A 5,488-nucleotide genomic window follows, 5' to 3' on the forward strand; every position below is an offset into this window, starting at 1 on the left:
TTTTCCGGGCTACGGAGATCGCCATGCTCGAAGTCACAGCAACCGAAATCGCCAAGCGCTTCTCACGCTACCGCCAAGCGGCTCAACGAGAGCCCGTCGCCGTGACGCACCACAACCGCGTCACCGAGGTCTTGATGTCGAAGCATGACTACGACGAATTCGTACGGCTCAAGAGCCTGGCCACCCGCGCCCAATGGACCCACGAGCTGTCGGCGGAGTCGCTGGCGGCGCTCGCCGAAGCGCGCGTCGATCCCGCGCATGACCACCTCGACGCTCTACTGCCCGAATAGGTCCCGTGCCCCTTCCGAAGCCGGAAGTCGGCCTGGTCATTCGGTTCAACTATCTCTGGCGGCGAGAACGCGACCGGGGCCGTGACAACGCCCGCTACCCGCGCCCCTGCGCGATCATCTTGTCGCATCGGCGCGCTGCCGATGGGCTGACGATCGTCATGGTCGCGCCGATCAGCATCGCCGGAAGCCGCCGCAGTGACGCTCGCCCGACCTGCCGGCTCTCAGCTTCGAGGATCGCGTCGCCATTATGGCCGGCCGGAGGCCGCCGAGCGCCACTCCAACCGCATGAGAGCTCGCCGGAAGTTTGAGGCCCTGCGCCATCACCAGCCTCACAAAACGGCGTCCATGGCCGTCAGCAGCTTGGCCGGGTCGATGGGTTTGGCGACCGCGCCATCCATGCCCGCCTCCCGATACGCGTCCTGCTGATGGGTCATGACGTTGGCGGTCAGGGCGAGGATCGGGGTCGGCGCCCCGGTCCGCCCGCCCTCTTCCTGGCGAATGAGCCGCGTCGCCGTGATCCCGTCCATGACCGGCATCTGCACATCCATCAGGATCAGATCCCATGTCCCGGTCCGCCAAGCCTGCACGGCCTCCTGGCCGTCATTGACCACGACCGGTGTGACCCCGGCCTGTTCAAGGATCGCCTGGATGACGATCCGGTTCACTGGGTTGTCTTCCGCGACGAGGACGCGGAGATCGTCGGCGGCCATCAACGCCACGTCGTCCGGGCGCTCGGCTCGCGGCGTCGCGGTCACCTGATCCGCCAGGCGAACCAGGGGCAGCCGCGCGGTGAAGGTCGAACCGGCACCTTCCTCGCTCTCAAGCGTGATCTCGCCCCCCATCAGGCGCGCCAGTTCCTGAGAGATCGCCAGTCCCAGCCCGGTACCGCCGAACTTTCGGGTGATCGACGGGTCGGCTTGGGTGAATTTCTGAAACAGCTCGCCGAGCTTCGCCGCCGAGATGCCGATCCCCGTGTCGCGGACGACCAGCCGAAGCTGGCCGTCGGGGTTTGAGACCTCGAGCGTGATCTGACCCTGGTCGGTGAACTTCAGAGCATTGGAGCAGAGATTGTTGACGATCTGCCGGACCCTGGTCGAATCTCCGCGGAATCGCCCCTCCGCCTCTGGACTGACCCGGCAGGAGACCGCCACGTCCTTTTCCGCCGCCAGGACCGTGAGGCTCGCTTGGGCGGAACGGACGATCTCGGCCAGATCGACCTCGCCAGCCTCAAGGGTCAGTTTGCCGGCCTCGATCTTGGAGATGTCCAGCAGGTCGTCGAGCAGGCTGAGCAGGATCCCGCCAGACTGTAGGATGATCTGCACCTGCCCTTGCTGGCGGTCGCTCAGAGGCTCCTTGGACAGCACCTGCCCCATACCCAGGATACCATTCAGGGGCGTGCGGATTTCGTGGCTCATCGCGGCCAGGAAGCTGGACTTCGCTTCATTGGCCGCCCGCGCGGCGTCACGGGCGCTAATGAGATCGAACTCGGCGAGCTTGCGGTGGGTGATCTCCTGGAGGGCGCCGATCAGGCGGACCGGCTTGCCGGCGGCGTCCCGCTTCAGCGACGCGGCCGAGCGCACCCAAACCTCCTGTCCGTCCTCGCGATGGATTCGGCACTCGATATTGAAGGGACTTCCAAGCTCCTCATGAGCTTGCCAAGCGGCGATCGCCGCCTCGCGATCCAGAGGATGGATCAGGGCGAACGGATCGCGCGCAAAGGCCTGGTAGGTCTGGCCCTGACCGAGGAAGGAGTCGGCGGCGCCCAGCTTGGTCAAGGTGCGTTGCGCATAGTCCACCTCATAGACGTGCAGATCGGCGATATCGACGGCGACATGCAGGCTCTGCTCGGCGCGCTCGGATCGCTCCAGGGCCGCCCTGATGTCCCCGAACGCCGCGGCCTCGACGACGAGCCTCTGTTCTCGGCCGGAAGCCTCGAAGGCGGTCTCCATCTCCTTGAGCCTGTCTTCGAGGTGCTGGTGAAATTCGGCGGCTTGCGCCTCCAGCCTGCGCCTCTCGATCCCGTCCTCGCGAAACCGCTCCGCGGCCCTAGCGATATCGCCGATCTCATCCACCCGGTCTGCGCCCGAAACCTCGACATCGAACCGCCCCCTGGCCATTTGCCGAAGCACGTCGTTCAGACGTCGCAAGGGTCGGGTGATGCTGCGGGTCGTCAGCCATCCCGCCAGTCCAGCGAGCACCACAAGAGCGGCGAGACTCAAGGCGATCTGCACCTCGACCCGCTGCATCTGGCGGCGCGTGGTCTGCAGATCCGACGACAGCAGCGCGCCTTGGGCGCCGGCCAGACCGGCGTCACCCGTCTGGCCGACCAGCAAGGCCTGGGACCGGCGGAAGAGGGGCAGGACGTCTGTCCTGAAGACCCTCTCCACGGCCGCGGTGTTTCCACGCTCGGCGGCCTCAAGGGTGGCGGCCTGGGCGGCCTTCAGCTTGGGCAGGATTCGGGACAGCTCGCGCCAGGCGGCCCGGCTCTCTGGACTGGTGAGCCCAGGCGCCAGCTCATTCATCGCCGCGCTCAGCTTGTCGATACGGTCCCACTGCCGGGCCCAGTCACGACGCATCGATGGATCATGGGTGATGATGTAGCCACGCAGCGCATTGGCCGAAGACACGGTGGCGCTGGACAGCCGCAGCGCCGTGATCGCCGTCGGCGCGCGGAGTTCGTCCCCCAGGCTCACACGACGAACCGAGTCATGGACGAGCGGCAACAGACCGCCCACGGCCACCACCATCAGGACGACGATGGCGCAGAAACCCAGGGCCAGTCGACCGCCGGTCCGCAGGTTCAGCCGCATGTCTTGGCCCTCCGGCTCGCCCGAAGGGAGCATTCAGATGCAGGAGGGTCTGAACCCGCCGTTGCGCCGAAGGCCGTGGCCCCCGTCTCCTGTCGGTCGCGCGTCCCGGTCAGGCTAGGCCCGCGCGCGCGGCGACGCATTGAGCCTTGCTCGGGCCCGAGTTGATGCCCATCAAACCGCCCCTCCGTAGACACCGAAAATGCTCGCGATGGCGCTGCGAAGGCGCAGCGGCTGAACCCCGTCATGGGACCCTCGCGGCTCGCCGAACGTCCTGTTCGAGCGTCACGCTATCGCCAGAGCACGGTCGCTAGACCGAGCGTCACTCTGGTCGACCTGTTCACCGCGAACTATGATTTTCAGAAGCTGAAGCAACTCGTCGTTCACGCCAATCCGGGCATGGTGATCGTCGTTGATGACCGTGTGAATCCAGCCTTTGCCAGTCTTGCGAAGTGGGCGGGTGCGGCGAGGCTTCGATCTGACCCATCGCGGCGACGGCTCGGGCGACAACGTCCCCACTGCGCTCGGCCGCGGTCTTGGCCTCGGCCACGGTCGCCCTGGCGTGGTTGGCGCCCTCGGCCGTCCGCTTCACGGTGGCGGTAATCTCGTCGAGCGCAGCCGCCGTCTCCTCCAGACTCGCCGCCTGCTGTTCTGTGCGCTTGGACAGGTCGTCGGCAGCGTGGCTGTGCTGTATGTCGATGGCGTCGGTAGCGACGACCTCGACGAACCCTTGGTGATGTCGGACCTACAGGATGAGGAAATCCAAGCCCGCCTGGCGGCGATCGGCGGGCGCATGGGTCTAGCGCCGCTGGTGGTCCAACCGATGATCGACGCGATCGGACTGCAAGATCCAGCGGCGCACCACAAGTGGGCCGCCCTCACCTCCCCCCGGCATCTGGAGAATGCCCGCGATGAGGTCCTAGAGATCCTGCCTGGCCTACGACGGCTAAGGGAAATCGGCGGGGTAGGCCCGACAACGCCCACCGCCGTGATCGTGGCCAGTCTCGCTCCCACCGACCCAGCTGACAGGGCATGGCGGACGGCCCAGGCGGCGCCGGCCCGGCGGGCGTGTCAAGGCTGGGTCCTCGACGCCGATGGTGCCACCCACGTCTCCCCGCTGGGCCGGGATCGGAGCTACCTCCTGGCCGCGATTGGGTGGCTGAAGACCCCAGGCCTCAAATCTGCATCGACCTGCGACGCGCAGGGGTTTCGCCAGTAGGATCGCATCTCACAGCGATCCTTCAGCGACAGAAAACAGGGATTCCGGTCAGACCTGACTAGCAGCCAAACTCTGACAGGCCGTGATGAGGTGATAGAGGGACGTGGCCGGTGCTGGCCCATCCTGGAAGCTGCCATCCAAATTCATCTTGTCACGCCACACGCCGACGCACGGCGTCTGGAGGTATCGCCTCAATCCATTGGCCGCCTCTAGGGCGGCGTCGAGATCCTCCAGGATCAGAGCCGCCTTCAGATGTTCCGTTTGCGGCCATAGCCGCGCCGTGCCGTCGCGCAGGGTGAGGTCGTCCCAAAGCTCGTTGACCGCGACCCTACGGACCGGGTCGACGCCTTTGCGTCCAATAGCGAAAAGGCGTCGGGCTACCGCTCGCGCGTCGCCGCGACCACGCTGGCGGCCCCACCGCTCAAGCAGCCAAGCCCACTCAAACTGATGACCGGGTTCCACCAGACGCCCCTCGTCTCCGACGGCTGGCCGCCACTCTTCGTCGAAGAATTCCCGTAGGAAGCCACCCGCCGGATCGATGAAGGTGGTCAACGCCGCCTTGACGATCTCATCAGCCATGGCGTCCCAGGAGGCCTCCCCCGCCTCCCCCCAAGCCATGGCCGCCTCGAGCAGGTGCATATGGGCGTTGGCCTGGAAGGGCTGGGCGATATTTTCCCGGAAGCCGCCATGGACGTGCCGCATGGATTGCAGGCCGTGCCGGATCTTGCCGCCCTCGGCGACAAGGTCGATGCGGCCAGGATCGACCCGGTGCAGGGTGGCGAGGCCCAGGATCGCGAAGGCCTGATCATAGAGCATGGCCGTCTCGTCGATCGGTTCGCCCTCCACGCCGACGAGCGTGCGGATGAGACCGTCTTCACGTTGGAAGTGCGCCAGCATGTAGTCGACCCCATGCCAGGCCGCCTCCCGCCATGGGCCATCCCACCCCATCATGCCTGCCTGCGCGTAGGCAAAGATCTGACGTCCCTGGACCCGCCCACGGCGCGGAGCTGGCCGCGGCTCGCCCTCCAGGCTCAGGGCTTCGAGAAAGCCACCGCGAACGTGGTCGGCCCCGACTTTCCACCAGAGCGGCAGGGCATGCATGCGCAGCCAGTCGTCGTACCAGTCAGCCGCCTCGCGCAGAGACGTGAAATCGTTTGCAGGCGCCATGAAGC

General features: G+C 66.4%; 3 protein-coding genes and 1 pseudogene. 1 reads left to right on the plus strand and 3 read right to left on the minus strand.

The window, feature by feature from the left end; all coding sequences use genetic code 11:
• Positions 1-290: hypothetical protein (locus Q7T09_RS11545; protein WP_304699816.1), on the plus strand; the 290-nt coding region annotated here is incomplete at its 5' end.
• Positions 291-619: 329 nt separating this feature from the next.
• On the opposite strand, the gene Q7T09_RS11550 is transcribed toward Q7T09_RS11545, so the two are convergent.
• The 3 genes and pseudogenes from Q7T09_RS11550 to Q7T09_RS11560 all read right to left on the minus strand — a co-directional run.
• Positions 620-3,100, minus strand: a complete 2,481-nt coding sequence (locus Q7T09_RS11550; protein WP_304699818.1) for an ATP-binding protein — start codon at positions 3,098-3,100, stop codon at positions 620-622.
• 463 nt (positions 3,101-3,563) lie between these two features.
• A pseudogene (locus Q7T09_RS11555) lies at positions 3,564-3,782 on the minus strand (chemotaxis protein); the annotation flags it as partial.
• 582 nt (positions 3,783-4,364) lie between these two features.
• Positions 4,365-5,488, minus strand: a 1,124-nt coding sequence (locus Q7T09_RS11560) for an AGE family epimerase/isomerase (RefSeq protein WP_304699820.1), incomplete at its 5' end; no start/stop codon positions are given.

This window comes from Phenylobacterium sp., assembly GCF_030645195.1.
Lineage (GTDB): Bacteria > Pseudomonadota > Alphaproteobacteria > Caulobacterales > Caulobacteraceae > Phenylobacterium.